Annotated in this window: 15 protein-coding genes and 1 pseudogene; 9 read left to right on the plus strand and 7 right to left on the minus strand. The window is 63.6% G+C overall.

Annotation, left to right across the window (positions count from 1 at the left end):
• Window positions 1–67: 67 nt before the first annotated feature.
• From D1641_RS08610 to D1641_RS08645, 8 genes are all read left to right on the plus strand, one after another.
• Window positions 68–1804, plus strand: coding sequence for an NAD(P)H-hydrate dehydratase (locus D1641_RS08610; RefSeq protein ID WP_160664703.1), 1737 nt, complete (start codon window positions 68–70; stop codon window positions 1802–1804).
• A gap of 105 nt (window positions 1805–1909) precedes the next feature.
• Complete coding sequence (locus D1641_RS08615) at window positions 1910–2491, plus strand: hypothetical protein (protein ID WP_347707407.1); 582 nt, start codon at window positions 1910–1912, stop codon at window positions 2489–2491.
• Window positions 2492–2585: 94 nt separating this feature from the next.
• Window positions 2586–3722 (plus strand): alanine racemase, encoded by a 1137-nt coding sequence (gene alr / locus D1641_RS08620; protein ID WP_160664705.1) that lies wholly within the window; start codon window positions 2586–2588, stop codon window positions 3720–3722.
• Window positions 3723–3997: 275 nt separating this feature from the next.
• Window positions 3998–4363 (plus strand): type II toxin-antitoxin system PemK/MazF family toxin, encoded by a 366-nt coding sequence (locus D1641_RS08625; RefSeq protein WP_160664707.1) that lies wholly within the window; start codon window positions 3998–4000, stop codon window positions 4361–4363.
• A gap of 50 nt (window positions 4364–4413) precedes the next feature.
• Window positions 4414–4953: a hypothetical protein gene (locus D1641_RS08630; RefSeq protein WP_160664709.1), complete on the plus strand. Its 540-nt coding sequence runs from the start codon at window positions 4414–4416 to the stop codon at window positions 4951–4953.
• Between the two features lie 101 nt (window positions 4954–5054).
• Entirely contained in the window at window positions 5055–6068 is a 1014-nt protein-coding gene (gene asnA / locus D1641_RS08635) for an aspartate--ammonia ligase (RefSeq protein ID WP_160664711.1), read from the plus strand.
• A gap of 135 nt (window positions 6069–6203) precedes the next feature.
• Window positions 6204–6881 carry a methionine synthase gene (locus D1641_RS08640; protein WP_160664713.1) on the plus strand — a complete coding sequence of 226 codons (678 nt, stop codon included), beginning with the start codon at window positions 6204–6206 and terminating at the stop codon, window positions 6879–6881.
• Entirely contained in the window at window positions 6868–9261 is a 2394-nt protein-coding gene (locus tag D1641_RS08645; protein WP_160664716.1) for a homocysteine S-methyltransferase family protein, read from the plus strand. The genes D1641_RS08640 and D1641_RS08645 overlap by 14 nt, the downstream gene beginning before the upstream one ends.
• Window positions 9262–9358: 97 nt before the next feature.
• On the opposite strand, the gene D1641_RS08650 is transcribed toward D1641_RS08645, so the two are convergent.
• The 3 genes from D1641_RS08650 to D1641_RS08660 all read right to left on the minus strand — a co-directional run bounded on the left by D1641_RS08650 (window position 9359) and on the right by D1641_RS08660 (window position 12329).
• Window positions 9359–10396: an aldose epimerase family protein gene (locus D1641_RS08650; RefSeq protein ID WP_160664719.1), complete on the minus strand. Its 1038-nt coding sequence runs from the start codon at window positions 10394–10396 to the stop codon at window positions 9359–9361.
• A 120-nt stretch (window positions 10397–10516) separates the two neighbouring features.
• Window positions 10517–10942 (minus strand): MarR family transcriptional regulator, encoded by a 426-nt coding sequence (locus D1641_RS08655; RefSeq protein ID WP_160664722.1) that lies wholly within the window; start codon window positions 10940–10942, stop codon window positions 10517–10519.
• Window position 10943: 1 nt separating this feature from the next.
• Entirely contained in the window at window positions 10944–12329 is a 1386-nt protein-coding gene (locus tag D1641_RS08660) for an MATE family efflux transporter (RefSeq protein WP_160664724.1), read from the minus strand.
• Window positions 12330–12659: 330 nt separating this feature from the next.
• Here D1641_RS08660 and D1641_RS08665 point away from each other — a divergent pair, with 330 nt between their 5' ends.
• The gene (locus tag D1641_RS08665; RefSeq protein ID WP_279285670.1) at window positions 12660–13190 is read left to right on the plus strand and encodes a YgjV family protein; all 531 of its coding nucleotides are present in this window, start codon (window positions 12660–12662) and stop codon (window positions 13188–13190) included.
• 32 nt (window positions 13191–13222) lie between these two features.
• Here D1641_RS08665 and D1641_RS08670 read toward each other — a convergent pair whose 3' ends face one another.
• The 4 genes and pseudogenes from D1641_RS08670 to D1641_RS08685 all read right to left on the minus strand — a co-directional run.
• The gene (locus D1641_RS08670; protein WP_160664728.1) at window positions 13223–14356 is read right to left on the minus strand and encodes a DUF4317 domain-containing protein; all 1134 of its coding nucleotides are present in this window, start codon (window positions 14354–14356) and stop codon (window positions 13223–13225) included.
• 260 nt (window positions 14357–14616) lie between these two features.
• On the minus strand, window positions 14617–14877 hold the full coding sequence (locus D1641_RS08675; RefSeq protein WP_160664730.1) for an HPr family phosphocarrier protein: 261 nt from the start codon (window positions 14875–14877) through the stop codon (window positions 14617–14619).
• A 243-nt stretch (window positions 14878–15120) separates the two neighbouring features.
• Window positions 15121–16194, minus strand: a complete 1074-nt coding sequence (locus D1641_RS08680) for a glycosyltransferase family 2 protein (RefSeq protein WP_160664733.1) — start codon at window positions 16192–16194, stop codon at window positions 15121–15123.
• Window positions 16195–16291: 97 nt separating this feature from the next.
• Window positions 16292–16804: pseudogene (locus tag D1641_RS08685) on the minus strand (hypothetical protein); the annotation flags it as partial.

Consider the following 16804-nt stretch of genomic DNA (forward strand, 5'->3'; position numbering starts at 1 on the left):
GGACGACCTCGGCCTGCCGCCTGCCAGAAACGGCGCGCCCTATACAACAATCCTGAGGAGGTGTCCTATGCTGCCACTTGCCACCGCCGCACAAATGAAGGAGCTGGACCGCCGGGCCATTGAGGAGCGGGGAGTGTCCTCCCTGGACCTGATGGAGAACGCCGCTCACGCCGTGACCCAGGCGGTGTGGGAGCTGCTAAATCCGCCGGAGGACGAGTTTGGTCCCATCGGCCACGGCCAGAGCGTTGTGATTGTTACGAACAAAAAGGGCGCTCCCCCTCCCACCAGTGAGGAACAGGCCCAGATGGACGAGCTCCGGGCCATTGTGGAGTCCAAGAACGACGACCCCACCCCCCGGATCGCGGTGTTCTGCGGCCCGGGCAACAACGGCGGGGACGGCGTGGCCGCCGCCCGTCTGCTGATGGGGATGGGAAACTGTCAGGTCCGGGCCTTCTTTGTGGGCGACCGGGCCAAAATGACCCCAGACGAGAAAGCTATGGAGGACAAGCTCATCGCTGCCGGGGGCTGTCTGGAGGACTTCTCCGTAGACATGACCAGCCGGGAGACGCTGGAGGCCACCATGACCTTTGAGCAGCAGAAGCTGCTGATGTGGATCTCCACCTGCGACGCGATGGTGGACGCCCTCTTCGGCATCGGCCTGACCCGGCCGGTGGAGGGGGTGTTCCGCACTGCCGTTTTGCAGATGCAGAGCCAGTTAGGCTGCCCGGTGGTCTCCTGTGACGTCCCCTCCGGGGTGAACGCCGACACCGGAGAGGTGCTGGGGGAGGCGGTCCGGGCCAAGGTGACCGTTACCTTCACCCGGGGCAAGCCGGGGCTGTACTCCGGGCCGGGGGCGGAGCGGGCCGGGGAGGTCCGCATCGTGTACATCGGCATCCCCCACGATCTGGAGTACCAGATGTTCCGGGAGCTGCCCCGGCTGGAGGTCATGCACCAGCCCGACAGCCAGCTCCCCCTCCGCCCCCGGAACGCCCACAAGGGGGACTTTGGCAAGCTGTTCATCCTGGCGGGCTCCGAGGGCTATACCGGCGCGCCGGTTCTGGCGGCACGGGCTGCCCTGCGCACCGGGGCGGGGCTGGTGTACTTAGGGGTTCCCAGGGAAATCTACCCCATCATGGCCGTGAAATGCGACGAGGCCATGCCCTTCCCCCTGCCGGAGGACTACAGCGCCATCCTGGAGAAGGCCAGGGGCTGTGACGCGGCCCTCATCGGCCCCGGGCTGGGGCGGGCGACCGAGACGGAACAGCTTGTCCTGCGCCTGCTGTCCGACCTGGACATCCCCGTGGTGCTGGACGCCGATGGCATAAACGCGCTGTGTGGGCATATAGATGTACTGGACAGGCGGACCACGCTCACCGTCCTCACTCCCCACGAGGGGGAGTTTGCCCGGCTGACGGGGTGCGCTCTACCCGTCCGGGACCGCCCCACCGCCGCCCGGGACTTTGCCCGGGAGCACGGCTGTGTGCTGGTCCTCAAGGGACGGGGCACCGTCACCGCCGCCCTGGACGGCTCCGCCTGCATCAACGCCACCGGAAACCCCGGCATGGCCAAGGGGGGCTCCGGGGACGTGCTGGCCGGGATGATTGCCGCCCTGCTGGGTCAGAAGCATCTGCGCAGAGAGCGCCGGGAGGGGGACAACACCCCGGAGCTGGTGACAGCCGCCGTCTGCTTCCACGGCCTGGCCGGGGACCTGTGTGCCCGGAAATTGGGGGAGTACGCCATGCTGCCCTCCGACCTTATTGAGGCCCTGCCCGAGGTCCTGCGGCAGTGGACGGAGGAATTGTAGGGGCGGCTATTAGCGCCCGCATCTTAATGAAACCTGCCAGATCACGACGGGCGGATAATATCCGCCCCTACAGGCAGATTTTACAACCAAATTGGAGGTATCACCGTGCGCAAACGTCTGCTTTGCGTACTAATGACAGCCCTCCTGCTGGCCGGGTGCGGCAAAGCGGGAGGAGACGAAGCGGAGGAGCTGGCCTTGACCGTCCGGGGGGAGTATCTGGCCCTGGACGCCTGCGCCGCCCAGGCGGCTGTGACCGCCGACTACGGCCAGCGGGTGTATGAGTATGAGATGGCCGTGGCGGTAAACGGGGAGGAGACCGTCCTCACCCTGTCCGCCCCCGAGACGGTGGCGGGTCTCACCGCCCGGATCACCGGGGAGGACAGCCGGCTGGAGTTTGACGGCCTGTCGGTGGAGACCGGACCGCTGGACGGCAGCGGGCTCACCCCCGTCTCCGCCCTGCCCGCCCTGCTGGAGGCGGCCCGGTCGGGCTACATCACCGCCTGCGCCCTGGAGGAGGAGGGAGCCCTCCTTCGGGTGGACTGCGGCGACCCCTCCGGAAGCCCGGGCACAGGCACGGAGTACGCCCTGTGGTTCGACACCGCCACCCACGCCCTGATTAAGGGCGAGATATCGGTAGACGGCTTCCGGGTGATTTTGTGCGAATTTTCCGATTTTACCGCCGGATGATCTGTAGGGGCGGACATTGTCCGCCCGCGTGTAGGGTGCGACGACCTCGGCGCGCCGTTTGAATATTTGATTTCCAAACAAAAGAGGGATACCCATGACAGACAGAAGAACAGTCCGCACCTGGGCAGAGATCGACCTGGACGCCCTGGCCCACAACTACCGGCTCCTGCGGGGAATGGCGCCTGATTCCAAATTTTTAGGTTTGGTGAAGGCCAACGCCTACGGCCACGGTGCGATTCCCATCGCAAAAAAGCTGGAGGCGCTGGGGGTCGACATGCTGGCGGTGGCCTGTCTGGACGAGGCCGTGGAGCTGCGGGAGGCGGGCATTGTCATCCCCATCCTGTGTCTGGGCCAGACGTCCCCTGAGCTGGCCGGCGAGCTGCTGGAGTACGACGTCACCCAGACGGTGGGCGACCTGGAGACGGGCAAGGCCCTGTCCGTTGCCGCCGTGGCCGCCGGAAAGACGCTGAAAATTCACGTGAAGGTGGACACCGGTATGGGCCGGCTGGGCTTTGTGTGGACAGAGGGGTGGGAGGCTGACTCCACCCGAGAGATTGCGGCCCTGTGTGCCCTGCCCGGCCTGGAGGCGGAGGGCGTCTTTACCCACTTCTCCGACGCCGACGGGAGCTGGGAATATACCCGCGCTCAGAATCGAAAATTTGGAGACGTGATCGAGGCCCTGCGGAGGGCTGGTCGGGAGTTTAAAATTTGCCATTGCGCCGCCAGCGCCGCCGTGTTAAACTACCCTTGGATGAGTTTAAACATGGTCCGCCCCGGCATCGCCCTGTACGGCTATGTACCCGACCCGTCTGTGAAGGACCCGGGCTTAAAGCCGGTGATGACAGTGAAAAGCCGGATCGCCGCTGTCCGGGCGCTGCCCGCTGGGGCGAAGATCAGCTACGGCTGCACCGCCACCCTGGAGCGGGACTCCAAAATCGCCGTCCTGCCCATGGGCTACGGCGACGGCTATCCCCGGGTGTTGTCCAATCAGATGGACATGCTGATTCGCGGCATTCCCTGCCCCATTGTAGGCCGCGTCTGTATGGACATGTGTATGGTGGACGTCACCGGCCTGGAGAATGTACAGCCCGGCGAGGCGGCTGTTGTCTACGGGCCGAAGCTGACGCAGCGGGCGGCAAAGCTGGCGGGCACCATCCCCTATGAATTATTGTGCCAGCTCACTCCCCGGATTCCCCGCATCTATTTGGAGGGCGGGACTGTGATTTCCTGAAAATCCTCTGAAAAACCGTTGGACATGTCCTCACACCGCCTGTCCCCTGCCGTGACCCGCCTGCCCGTCTCCGCATAGGATGAACCGGAGCGCAGGGGTAGGAAGGGCGCGGCGGGCGTTCCGGAGTGGGCCGGGGACGATCTGTTCATTTGACGGCTCAAATTCTCTTTCCAGGTGAGGTATAAAGCCCGCCGCCCCGTGGGAGAATCATAGTACAGCGTTACATAAGCCCCGGCTGTAACGCGGTGCTATCTTCCAGCGGAGTGTGAGTGTACTTGGATAACAGCGTAAAACGAGGCGATATTTTCTACGCCGATTTAAGCCCTGTGGTGGGCAGCGAGCAGGGGGGCGTGCGCCCGGTTCTCATCGTTCAGAACGATACCGGAAACCGGCACAGCCCCACCGTCATCGCCGCGGCCATCACCTCCCAGACCGGAAAGGCCCGGCTGCCCACCCACATCTCGGTGGCGCCTCTCAGCTGCGGCCTGCCCAAGGAGTCGGTCATCCTGCTGGAGCAGGTGCGCACCTTGGATAAGCGCCGCCTGCGGGAGAAGATGGGCCGCCTGGATGACGGCGTGATGAAAAAGGTGGACGCCGCGATTGCGGTGAGCTTCGGCCTCCACCCAGAGACGATGGTATAACCGCAGGGGGCGGCCTCCGCGCCGCCCCTGTATGAAGAAGGAGCGTACATATGAAAAAATTGGACAAGCGTTGGACCATCCGCCTGGGTGCGCTGGGCCTGTCGGCCGCCCTGCTGGGCACCGTCGCGGCCCTGGCCGCGGGGGGCGGCCAGGCCGACCCCCTGGTCACTTTGAGCTACCTCAATGAGACTGCCCTGCCTCAGCTGGTGGAGCAGGTGGAGGAAAAGGCTTCCCAGCGCCAGGAGGAGCTGGAGCAGAGCTTTGCCCGGCAGATTGAGCTGTACAAGCGGGAGACAGGTCAGACCGGGAGCTCCGGCACAGGCGCTTCCGCTGGCTACACTCTGGTGACCATGTCCAGCGGACAGACCATGTCTCTGCAGGTGGGCTGTGAGGTACTCCTCCGGGTGGGCGCCGCCTCCGTCCAGGCGGATGGGAACCCCGCCCTCATCGACCTGACCTCCGGAGGGACAATCAACGCCGGCGCATCCCTGACCAAAAATCACCTGTACATGTCCACCATTGAGGGCCGGACCTTAACCGCCTCCGGCACCGTTAAGCTGCTGGTCCGGGGCGGGTACTCTGTTGCGTGAAAAAGAATGCGGGGGCGCACAGACTGCGCCCCTGTTTTTTATTGCAATTCCATCCCTCAGCGAGTATAATGAGAAAATCCGAGGAGGAAGGAGCTTTTATTATGAAAGATATGAGATTACCTCAGGGGTACAGGCCCTTGCTGTCCATCTATGAGACCCAGAAGGCCATCGACCTGGGCAACCGGCTCTTCGCCGACAAGCTGGCCGGGGCCCTGCGGCTGCACCGGGTGTCCGCCCCCCTGTTCGTGGCGGTGTCCTCCGGCCTGAACGACGACCTGAACGGCCTGGAGCGGGCGGTGGCCTTCGACATCAACGGCGTGGAGGGGGACGCCGCCGTGGTCCACTCCCTGGCCAAATGGAAGCGCTTTGCCCTGAAGCGCTATCAGTTCCATGTGGGCGAGGGGCTGTACACCAACATGAACGCCATCCGCAGGGACGAGGAGCTGGACTCCCTCCACTCCGCCTATGTGGACCAGTGGGACTGGGAAAAGATCATCACCCGGGAGCAGCGGAATGTGGAGTATTTGAAAAAGACGGTGTGTTCCATTGTGGACGCCCTCTTTGAGACCCAGTCCTTCCTGAGAACGGTGTTTCCCCAGCTGAACGTCCTGCCCCAGGTGTCCACCGATATCGCCTTCGTCACCGCCCAGGAGCTGGAGGACCTGTTCCCCGGCAAGACACCCAAGGAGCGGGAGGATGCCTTTGTGAAGGACCACCCCACCACCTTCCTCATGGGCATCGGCGGGGCCCTGAGGTCCGGCAAGCCCCACGATGGCCGGGCTCCCGACTACGACGACTGGGACCTGAACGGCGATTTGCTGATGTGGGACAGTGTGGGCGGCCGGTCCTTCGAGCTGTCCTCCATGGGCATCCGGGTGGACGAGGAGAGCCTGGCCCGCCAGCTGAAGCTGGCCGGATGTGAGGAGCGGCGGGAGCTGCCCTTCCACAGGATGCTCCTCAATGGCGAGCTGCCCCTGACCATGGGCGGCGGCATCGGCCAGAGCCGGGTGTCCATGCTCCTGCTGGGCAAGGCCCACATCGGCGAGGTCCAATCCTCCCTGTGGGACGAGGCCAACATCCAGGCCGCCGAAAAGGCGGGGATTATCCTGCTATAAAGGTTGTTCCCTGGCTTCTCCTTTGGGGGAGGTAGGGCGGGATGCATGTAGGGGGCGGCCTCTGTGCCGCCCCGCCAGCAATGATGTATCTTGACACGGGGCGGCGCGGAGGCCGCCCCCTACAGGAGGTGCCCCATGCCCATCACCATCACCCAACTGAACACCGACGAGGTCCTGCGGTACATGGGCTGCCCCCCTGAAAAGGCGGATGAGCCGCTGAGAGCGCAGGTGGAGTCCTGTGCCCGGGAGCTGCTGGGGGCCATCCGCCCCCGGTGGAGCTGGCGGGGGGTGGACCTCTCCTTCGAGGAGGAGGGGGTGCGGCTGGAAAACGGCCTGCTTCTGCCCGGAGAGGACCTGAAAGCCCATCTGGCGGGCTGCGGCCGGGCGGCAGTTTTCTGCGCCACCCTGGGGGCGGAGGCGGATGCCCTCATCCGCCGGGCGGAGCGGGTGGACATGGGCCGCGCCCTGGCCCTGGACTGCTGTGCCTCCGCCGCTGTGGAGGCGGTGTGCGACCGGATTGAGGCCGAGCTTCAGGAAAAGTATCCCGGCGGCTCCTTCCCCTTCCGATACAGCCCGGGCTACGGCGACCTGCCTCTGGAGGTCCAGGGGCCCATCCTGGAGCTGCTGGACGCCCCCCGGCGGGTGGGACTGTGCGTCACGGCAAACCATCTCCTCACCCCGCGCAAGTCGGTGACCGCCGTTCTGGGCGTGGCTGAGGGGGAGATTGAACGAACCAAACGGAGCTGCCTGAGCTGTCCCGCTCAGGGGAGCTGCCAATACCGAAAGGCGGGGGGACACTGTGGAATTTCGTGAACTGTTAAAGGGCTCCGGCCCTGTGATTCTGGACGGCGGCATGGGCACCATGCTCCAGGGCAAGGGCCTGAAGCTGGGGGAGCACCCCGAGCTGGCCGCCCTGGACCACCCGGACTGGCTCCTTGAAATCCACCGGGCCTATGTGGAGGCCGGGACCCGGATTCTGTGCGCCAACACCTTCGGGGCAAACCGGGAGAAGCTGCGCCGCACCGGAAAGACAGTGGAGGAGGTGATCCCTCCCTCCATCGCCATCGCCAGAGAGGCGGCGGCGGGAAGGGCTCTGACGGCCCTGGACCTGGGACCCATCGGCCAGCTTCTGGAGCCCACCGGAGCCCTGGACTTTGAGGCGGCGGTGGACATCTTTGCCCAGCAGGTCCGGGCGGGGGTGTCCGCCGGGGCGGATCTGGTAATGATCGAGACCATGACCGACCTCCAGGAGTGCCGGGCCGCCCTTCTGGCGGTGAAGGAGAACAGCGATCTGCCAGTGGTGGTCTCCCTGACCTATGAGGAGCGGGGCCGGACCTTCCTGGGACACGCCCCTGCCTGCGCCGCCCTTACCCTGGAGGGCATGGGGGCGGACGCCATCGGCATCAACTGCTCCCTGGGCCCCCGTGAGATGCCCGCCCTGGTGGAGGAGCTCACCCGCTGGACCACCCTGCCCATCTCCGTCAAGCCCAACGCCGGCCTGCCCGACCCGGGCGGGGCGGGGTACGACATCACAGCGGACGAGTTCGCCGCCGCCATGGCCGAGCTGACGGAGCTGGGAGTGAAGCTCTACGGCGGCTGCTGCGGCACCACGCCGGAGTATATCTCCAAGCTGTGCGCCGCCCTGGAGGGCAGGACCATCAGGGAGATTCCCCGCGTGATTCCTGCGGCGGTGTGCAGCCCGGTGCAGGCCGTGCCCATCGACCGGGTGCGGGTCATCGGCGAGCGCGTCAACCCCACGGGCAAAAAGCGGATGCAGGAGGCCCTGCGCCGGGAGGATATCGACTATATGCTGGGCCAGGCCCTGGAGCAGACCCAGGCCGGGGCGGACATCCTGGACGTGAACGTGGGTCTGCCCGAGATTGACGAGGCCGGCATGATGGTCAAGGTGGTGAAGGCCCTCCAGGGGGTGACCGACGCCCCCCTCCAGCTGGACTCCACCCGCCCCGAGGTGCTGGAGAGGGCCCTGCGGGTCTACTGCGGCAAGGCCATTGTCAACTCGGTGAACGGAGAGGAGGAGGTCCTGGACGCCATCCTCCCCCTGGTGAAGAAATATGGCGCGGCGGTGCTGGGCCTCACGCTGGACAAAAACGGCATTCCCAAAAACGCTCAGGCCCGGGTTGAAATCGCCAGACGGATCTTAGACAAGGCCCTGTCCTTCGGGCTCCGAAGGGAGGACGTATATATCGACTGCCTCACCCTCACCGTGTCCGCCGAGCAGGCGGCGGCCTCCCAGACCCTGGAGGCCCTCCGCCGGGTCAAGACCGAGCTGGGACTCAAGACGGTGCTGGGGGTGTCCAACATCTCCTTCGGCCTGCCCGCCCGGCCCCTGGTGAACCAGAATTTCCTCACCATGGCCATGACCATGGGGCTGGACCTGCCCATCATGAACCCCAACGCGGAGGCCATGATGGCGGCGGTGCGGTGCTACCACCTGCTGATGAACATCGACGCCGACGCCCGGGAGTATATCGCCGCCTACGGAAATGCCGCGGTGACCACTTCTATCACCGCCGGCGGACCGGCCGCCCGGACCGCCGCCCCCGGAGGGGAGCGGACCCTGGAGCAGATCGTGGTTGCCGGCCTGAAGGGGGAGGCGGGGCCTGCCGCGGAAAGGCTGCTGGAGACCATGGACAGCATGGCGGTGGTGGACGGCGTCCTCATCCCCGCCCTGGACAGGGTGGGGGCGGACTTTGAGGCGGGGAAGGTCTTTCTGCCCCAGCTGATTCAGGCTGCCGGCGCGGCTCAGGCCGCCTTCGAGGTCATCCGGAGAAGTCTGTCAACCCAGCCGGGGGGGCACAGCGAGCCCAAGGCCCCGGTGGTGCTGGCTACCGTGAAGGGGGACATCCACGACATCGGCAAAAATATCGTCAAGGTGCTGCTGGAGAACTACGGCTACCCGGTGATTGACCTGGGCAGGGATGTGGAGCCCGCCGCCGTAGTGGAGGCGGCCAAAAAGCACGCCGCCCCTCTGGTGGGGCTGTCCGCCCTGATGACCACCACATTGGGCAGCATGGAGGCCACCATACGTCTCCTTCGGGAGGAGAAGGTCCCCTGTCAGGTGGTGGTGGGGGGCGCGGTGCTTACCCCTGAGTATGCAAGACAGATTGGGGCCGACTTCTACGCCAAGGACGCCAAGGAGAGCGTGGACGTGGCCCGGCAGGTGATTGGGTGAACCCCGGTCGTCCGGTCATGAGCATAAAGGTCCACCGGCAGAGCCGGTGGACCTTTAATTTTACCCTTTTAGACGGTGGGGGAGGGAGGACAGGGCATCAGCCTGCCTGAGACGGGCCGTTCAGCGCCTCTGTTGAAAAGCGGTAGACCGTTTTGCTCCTGTACACATCTCCTGCGGACAGGACCGCGCTGGGGAACCCCTCGTGATGGGGCGAGTCGGGAAAATACTGGGTCTCCAGGCAGAAGGCCCCGTGGCTGGCATAGGGCGCGCCCCCCTTCCCCAGGGGACAGCCGTCCAGGAAATTGCCGGTGTAGAACTGGATGCCGGGCAGGGTGGTCAGGACCTCCATGGAAATGCCGGTATCGGGCGACCAGACCCGGGCGGTGGGGCGCAGAGTCCCGTCCCAGCCGTCGATAGCCCAGTTGTGGTCGTACCTCCGCTCCCCCAGGGGCTGAGACTGTCTCAAATCCAGGGCCGTTCCCGCGACGGACTCCACTGCCCCGGTGGGGATCAGGGCGTCATTCACCGGGGTGTACCGGCTGGCCGGCAGCTGAAAGTGCTGTCTCCCGATGGAGCCGCTTCCGTGGCCGGACAGGTTGAAATAGGCGTGGTTGGTCAGATTGCACAGGGTGGTCCGGGTGCTGCGGGCCTGGTAGTCAAGCTCCAGCCCGCCGTGCCGGAGGGTATAGGTCACTGTGACATCCAGCGCCCCCGGATACCCCTCCTGCCCGTCCGGGCTGAACAGGGTCAGGGTGACGGAGGAGGTGGTCTGGGCGTGAATTTGCCAGACCTGCTTGTCAAAGCCCTTCAGGCCGCCGTGGAGGTGGTTGGGGCCGTCGTTGGCATACAGGGGGTACTCCTGTCCCTCCAGAGCAAACCGGCTTCCGCCGATGCGGTTGGCGTACCGGCCGACGAGGGCCCCCATGTACTTGTCCTGGGCGAAGTAGTCCTCCAGAGTGTCGAAGCCCAGCAGAATGTCCACCGGCCGCCCCTCCCGGTCCGGAACCGAGAGGGAGCGCAGGGCGCCGCCATAGGTGAGAAGCTTACAGGTAATCGGGCCGTCGGTCAGTGTGATTTCCTCCACCGCCGCGCCGTCCGGCATACGGCCAAACAGACGGTTGTCAGAGCTGCTCATAGCCATTCCTCCTTTTGCGGCTATTATACCACATGGACGCAGGAGGTGTCCAGAGTGCTTATTTCCTCAGCCGGAGGAGGCGCGGGCGGCTTCCCGCCTGGGCAGGCGGCGGGACGCAGCTCAGAGGAATGGGCCGCAGGCGTTCTCCTCCAGGCGCTGGAGCAGGGCGGTGAGCTGCCGCCACTCCTCCGGCTCAAGGCCGGCGGAGAGGCGCTTCTGGAACTGCTCCATGGCACTGTCGATGACCTGGATCATCTCCTGCCCCCGGTGGGTGAGGAAAAGCTGGTACTGCCGGCGGTCCTCCGGGACAGTCCGGCGCTCTATATGTCCCAGGTCCTCCAGCCGCCGGGCGTCCCGGGCCACGCTGGCCTTGTCCAGGGCATAAAAGGCGGTAATCTCCTCCTGGCTGGCTCCGGGGCGGCGGTTGACATACAGCACAATCAGGTGCATGACACCGACGTACTGATAGGGGGCCAGCACGCCTCTCAGCGCCCGGCGGTGGCGGCGGTTGATGCGCAGCAGGCTGGACAAAACGGACTGCTCCATCTCACACCTCCTGCCTGCCGGCGGCCTGTTGGACCCTTGCCATCACCCGGCGGATGAGGGGGACGGCCAGAATCAGCGTCAGGATGTCTGCCACCGCCTGGACGGCGGCCACTCCGCCGGCGCCCCAGATCCAGGCCATGGGGTAGACGATGGGCAGGAAACAGGTCCCCTGCCGGGAGGTGGACAACAGAAGGGCCCCCCTGGCGTTGCCCAGGCCGGCGCACAGCATGTTCACCACCGCCACCCAGCCGTGGACGGGGAGGGCCAGGCACTGGAGGCGGATGCACAGCGCGCCGATCTGGCGCATTTCGGCGGCGTGGTCCGCCTTGGCGAACAGGCCGATGAGGGGCTGGGCGCACAGGGCCAGGGCCGCCCCCATGACTGCCGCTCCGATGATGGCCGTCCAGGCGGCAAAGCGATAGCTCTCCTGCACCCGGTCATACCGCCTGGCTCCCCAGTTGAAGCCGGCCACCGGCTGAAAGCCTGTCCCGAAGCCCAGGATGATGCCGAAGGGGAACATCATAATCTTGTTGGACACCCCGATGCCCGCCAGGACGGCGTCGGAGATGCCTCCGGCGATGTTGTTGAGCACAATGGCGGAGACCACCGCCAGTCCGGAGCGGAACATGGAGGAGGAGCCCACAGTGACCACCTGGACAATGATGTCACGGCTGGGGTGGAAGCACCGGATGGACAGGCGGAGGACGCTGCGCCGGGTGAGATAGGGGAAGATCAGGATCGCGAAGCTCACCAGCTTGGAGATGGCGGTGGCCATAGACGCCCCGGAGACGCCCAGACCGAGGCGGAAGATGAAAATGGGGTCCAGAAAGCAGTTCAGGATGCCGCCGAAGCCCATGCCCAGCATGGAGCGCATGGGGCTGCCCTCTGCCCGGAGGCACTGGTTCATGACGAAGGTGGTGGCCATAAAAGGGGCCACAAGCAGTACATAGGTGGCGTACTGGATGGAGTACTGCTCGCAGGTGTCAGTGGCGCCAAGCAGGCGCACCATGGGGCCCATGAAGGCTGTGCCCAGCACCATGACCGCCGCGCCGAAGGCGAAGGCCAGAAAAAAGGAGGTGGACAGCACCTGGTCCGCCTTCTCCTTCTCCCGGGCTCCAAGCAGGCGGGAGATATAGCTGGCCGCGCCCACGGCCAGCATGGACCCGGCCATCATGATGATCTGGTCCAGGGAGGCGTTGACGCTTACCGCCGCGGTGGCGCTCTCTCCCAGCCCGCTGACAAAATAGGTGTCGGCCAGGTTATAGATAGAGGTGATGAGGAAGCTCAGAATTGAGGGAACTGCCATCCGGGTGATGACGCCGGGCAGAGGCTCTTGGAGCATCAGCTGCTCCCGGCGGGTCTGCTGGCCGCTGTCAGTCTTTGCCATGGTCCTTCGCCCTCCTGTCTCTGTTTCGCTGAAATAATCCCATATAAAACAGTATCAGATAATACTATTGTAGCAGGAGGACAGAATTTGTCAAGAGAATGCTCCCCTCCTCTCAAAATACCATAGAGAAAATCGGGATATAAATGCGAAAAATCCGGGCCTTCATGAAAACAGGCTCGGATTTTTTGCGTGTTTACCCACATGTGTCGGAGCACCCGCTGGAACGCGGCGGGAAAGCTCTGCCGCCGGAAAAGAGGGGAGCTTGACAAAAGAGCGCGATTATCGTATTGTAGTGACCGGAATTTTCGGACGCCCCGGGGGCAAGCTATGATGGGAAGGAAAAGAGGTGCGGCTGTGCTCAGTCTTGTAATAGGAAACTGTATTTCGGCGGCTGCCTCTGTGTTTCTGGCGATCAGCAGCTGCGCCCGGAACCAGAAAACAATCTATCTGTTTCAGCTGCTGGAGACGGCCACCTTCTGCGTCTCCTCTGTTTTTTTCGCCTCCTGGGCCGGGCTGTCCACTCTGCTGGTCTCTCTGGTGCGGAATGTTTTGGTGGTGAAAAACCGCTTCCGGAAATGGCATGTATATTTGTTTTCCGCCCTGGTTGTCCTGCTGGGACTCTATGTCAACAACCGGGGCGCTCTGGGGCTTCTCCCCATCACAGCGACAGTAGAAATCACATTCGCGAACTATTACGCGAAGAGCGTGGCGCTGATTAAGGCCAGCGTCTTGCTCAACACTGTCCTCTGGGCGGTCTACTCCTGCTTGATCTGGGACTTTGCCGCTGGTATTTCGGAGATTCTGATTTCCGTATTGGGTGCTGCTTCGCTGATTCAATATATGCGCCAGTCGAGGGGATAAGCTGATTCATCTCATCCGCGCGGCTTACTGCCTTATGCTTCAAGCTTCACAGCCTGGCCATTGATCTCCACATCCTCTCCGGCGGGGATGAGGAGATATTTTTTGCCGTCAATAACCCGTGTCTCCACCAGATAGCTCTGGTCCGGGCTGACGGATAACGTGACCTGGGAGGTCTTGACCTCAAACTTCCCGGTGTTGATCAGGTTGGCCGGGTTGAGGACAGCGCCCCTGCCAAACAGCTCCCCGCATTTCTCCTTGAACGCGCCGGTCCGCTCCTGAGAAACGCCGCAGTCCTGAAGGATGGCAGCGATTTCTTCCGCCGTTACGGTGAGAGAATCGGGGGATTTGCTCTCCCTGTGCTCGGCGATCTGGCTGGTCAGCCGCTCATGGATGGAGCGGACCACCTCCATGCTGCAGGCGTCCTCCAGAGACTCGGACAGGGCGCTTTGGAACGCCTCTCGCTGCTCGGCGGCGGACATGGGGGGATCGGTGTGGAACACGGCGTCAATGAACTCCTGGTGGAGCTCGTCCGCCTTTCGGGAGTAGAACAGGGCGTTGTAGATGTTGGCTGTCCGGTCGTCAAAGGCGGGGAAAAGAAAGCCGAGCTCCGGGGAGGACACCACCTGACTGGCTGCGTAGTGGAACTCGTTGTCTCCGGGGAAGTAGTTCAGCTCCGCCCGGCCCAGCTTTACCGGGCAGACACAGCACAGGATGTAGGTGAATACCTCCTCAGAGGAGTCCGCCTGGAGGGCATCGTCCTTCCCCCGTCTGGGGACATCGTAGGAATCGCAGGCCAACAGGAGAAGATAGCCGCTGTCCCCCATGTCCAGACTGTCAATGACCTTACGATAGAAATCGGCCCTGGCCTGTCCATCCTTCAGCCCGCTGGAACGCAGGGCGGACAGCAGCTTATGCTCCTGGCTGTCCATGACCTGCTGGGTAGAAAATACAATATCAATCAAGTTTTTGCCAAGTGTCCCGGACAGAGACCTTTTCAAAAGCCCCAGGTACTTCTCCGCCTCCTCCTGGGGCATGGTCCCGAGGGACTCATCCAAGTCGGAGACAATCTCTTTGCTGCTGTTGACAAAGCAGCCATAGACGCGGCTGACCGCGTTCTTTTCCAGGCGCCAGCGACGGCGCAGCTCACTGACTTCTTTCTGATTCATAGGAAACCTCTCTTTTGTAAAGTCGCCCTGTCAGGCAGGGCGCGGCAGCCTTTATTGTAGCGCAGGGCGGAGGAAAATGCAATTGTAAAGAAGCCGGCCGGTTTTTTGTTGAAGCACCGCGAAACCCTTTTCCGCTGAGGGAATCCGCTCCAAGCCTCCTGCGCCGTCCGGCGCCGAAGTAAGAAACAGCCCGGACGTGCGGTGAAGCATCGTCCAGGCTGCGGTTTTGTCATCACTTGCGTGCGGCCTGTCTGTATATCCTACAAATTGTTCCTGAAAAACCATTCCATGGTACCGGCGTTTGTCTCCTCATTTCCGCCGTCTACCGATACAGAGACGGTATCCCCTTTTCTGATATTCAGCCCCATAATGGCCAGAATCCGGGTGGCGAGGGTGAGCTCGCTCCCCGTTCTCCCGATGGTGATGGTGCTGTCAAGGGCCTTGGCGGTTTTGGCCAGCAGACCGGCATAGCGGGTATGGATCCCCACAGGGGCGGTAATGGTGTATTCAAAGGTCGTCATCGAGATCAGTCCTTTCCTAAATCGGATAAATTGTCTGAAAGCAGGGCAGAAAAAGGGATGTTGGCATATTTTGCATTCCATATGTTCCGCTCTTGCATGGCGCAAATATTACCACGATGATTTTTTGCCGTCAAGGAACAATATAGACAATATTTTCCCCTCAGGTCTGAAATATTTCTATTCAGCCCCGCCCTGAGGGCCGGTCTGGACGGTGGGGGCAGGGCCACCTGCAAGCCCCGCCGTCTATTCTGTCAGCGCCTGAAAGACCGCACGGTTGTGTTCTACCGCCGAAGAATCCGGTTTGAAGGAGGCGGCCAGCTCGTTAAACGCCTCCGCTCTCCTTCGGTCGCCCAGGCAGCTGTAGCAGACGCACAACTGGATACAGGGGAGATAGCCGTAGCAGTCCGGAGAGACGAAGCCGCCCCGGCGGTCGTCCCGGGCGCAGGTCAGGGCCAGGGCGTACCAGTAGGCGGCCTGCCAGTACTGCTCCCGCTGGAAAAACCAGCAGCCGATGTCGCAGCAGACCTCGGCCCGGGGCCGGTCATAGGTGAAGGTGCGGAACAGCGCCTCCAGCGCCGCCTGCTCATGGCCCAGCTTCTTATGGCAGTAGGCGCAGTGACAGCAGGCGTCGATGTTGTTCTCCACCCACCCCAGGCCCTCCTCCAAAAACGCCTCAAAGACGGTCAGCGCCTCCTCCCAACGCCCATGGTAGTAGAGCTCCCGGCCATAGTAGAACTGCTGACGGGGCTCCAGCTCTCTCCCTGCGTCCAACTGCGCCTGGTAGATCCGCAGATTCCGGTCCGGGTCGGAGGGGCGGGTTTTGCGGTGGGTGACGGCGAAATTCCCGTAGAGAACCTTTCCCACCGACGTGACAGCCTCGTGGACGGCCCCCGCCCAGCTCATGCCCGCCCGATTTTTGATGAGCCGCTCCCGGTAGTAGGAGAAGGTGACCCGGCCGCTCTCGTCAAAGCCAGTGTGATAGGGGGCCATAACCACCGAGACGCCGGGGTCCAGCGTCTCCTTCAGAGCCCGGAATTTCTCCTGGTCCTCCTCCAGGAGCACGTCGTCGGCATCCAGCCACAGGCAGTAATCCATTGTCGCGTGGGAAAAGGACTCGTTCCGGGCGGCGGCGAAGTCGTCCCGCCAGGGGAAGTCATAGACTTGATCGGTAAAGCGGGCGGCGATCTCCTTTGTCCGGTCGGTGGAGCCGGTGTCCACGATGATAATCTCGTCCACCAGCTCCGCCGCGCTCTTCAGACAGCGGGCCAGCACATCCTCCTCGTTTTTTACAATCATGCATAGGCTGATACTCGCCATATCGCGGCCTCCTTTGATTGGATGGATTTGCTGAGGAACTCCCGCCGGTAAAACCGGCGGGAGCCCTTTCTCTATCGGTTCGGAATGATGGCCGCGCTCAGTCGCCCAGCCGGACGACCAGCATGGAAGCGCCCGAGGCGCCGCTGGCCAGCTGGACACTGTCCAGGGCGGGGAGACCGCCCGTGCCGGGGATGCTGGGGGTCGTGGAGTAGGCCTGAAGCTCGATCGTGGTGCGCTCCGGCAGGGCCAATGTGAGCGTGCATTCAAACTGCTGGGCGCCCAAAGTGGGGGCGATGACGCCCACATAGTCGTCGGTGCTGGAGAGCGACAGCCGGGTCCCCACCGGCTGGACGGAGGGAGCGCTGAGGGTCACACGGTAGGAGATCTGATAGGTGCCCGCCTTCTGCGGGCAGAACACCGATTTTCCCCCGAGCATCGAGCTTGAGTCGCCCAGGATGATCTCCGGGCAGGGGACCGACACATCCGGAAAGCCGATGAAATCATAGTCGCCGAGGCCGACGCTGCTGCCCCGGGTGTTGGCGGCGTAGGCGGCGATGGCCGTGGGGTTGGGGCCCGGGGCCCCGGTGGGGCCGGTGGGACCGGCGGGCCC

Origin of the sequence: Colidextribacter sp. OB.20, assembly GCF_009911595.1 — a bacterium.
GTDB lineage: Bacteria > Bacillota > Clostridia > Oscillospirales > Oscillospiraceae > Lawsonibacter.